Origin of the sequence: Massilia sp. CT11-108 (genome assembly GCF_047302915.1) — a bacterium.
Lineage (GTDB): Bacteria > Pseudomonadota > Gammaproteobacteria > Burkholderiales > Burkholderiaceae_D > Telluria > Telluria orientalis.
This window is the reverse complement of the sequence record NZ_JBKYMO010001049.1, coordinates 1-830: the sequence shown is the minus strand read 5'-3', so window position 1 is coordinate 830 and position 830 is coordinate 1. Positions and strand designations below refer to the sequence as shown.

The 830-nt window shown below is 73.0% G+C and carries 1 protein-coding gene; it reads right to left on the bottom strand.

What is annotated here, in order from left to right; genetic code table 11:
* The coding region (locus tag ACEN88_RS33050; RefSeq protein ID WP_413346523.1) for a PAS domain S-box protein at window positions 1-830 on the bottom strand (830 nt) is incomplete at both ends.

Here is an 830-nt window from a genome sequence, read left to right as displayed (position 1 = left end):
CGCAGGCGCGCGGCCGCTTCCTGCAGCAGGGCCTGTTCCGCGCCGGGTCCCAGCGCCTCGCGGATCAGGGCCATGCGTCCGAAGCGCACGAGCATGAAGCCGAGCACGCGGCGGCCGGCCTGGGCCTGCACCTGTGCCTTGAGTTGGCGCAGGCGGTCGCGCAGCAGGTCGCGGTTCGGCAGTCCCGTGACGGCGTCGTAGTTGCTGGCATAGTGCAGCCGCTGCTCCGCGCCGCGCAACGCGGTGACGTCGATGCCGGTGCCGAGGACGAATTCGACGCTGCCGTCCTCGCGCCGCAGCAGCGTGTGCGTCCAGACGATGCTGCGCGTGCGCCCGTCGGGCGTCACCCATTCACCCTGCAGCCGCTGCGGCTGCGGGTCCTCGGCCAGGCCCGCGAACATGTGCCGGACGACCTCCGGGTCGGCGGCGCCGCGCACCACCTCCCAGTAGTGCCGCCCCATGGCCTGCGCCGCGCGCCAGCCGAGCGATTCCTCGCAGGCCCGGTTGAACGTCACGATGCGGCCTTCCGGGTCCGTCATGAGCACGAGCGTGCCCGCCGTCTCCACGATGGCGGACAGGCGGTTGCGCTCGGAGCGTAGCGCGTTCGTCCGTTCGACGACGAGCGCCTCGGCCCGCGTGTACAGGCGCGCGCGCTCCAACGCGAGTGCGATCTGCTGCGCCACGCCGGCCAGCAGCTCGCGATCTTCGTTACTGAATGCGTCGTGCCGGGCGCGCGCGTGCAATTCGCCGAGCCGGCACGTCCCTGCGAGCAGCGGCAGGCAAAGCTGCGCCGGGTCGTCTCCCGCGCGGCCGTCCGCGCACGTGCAGGC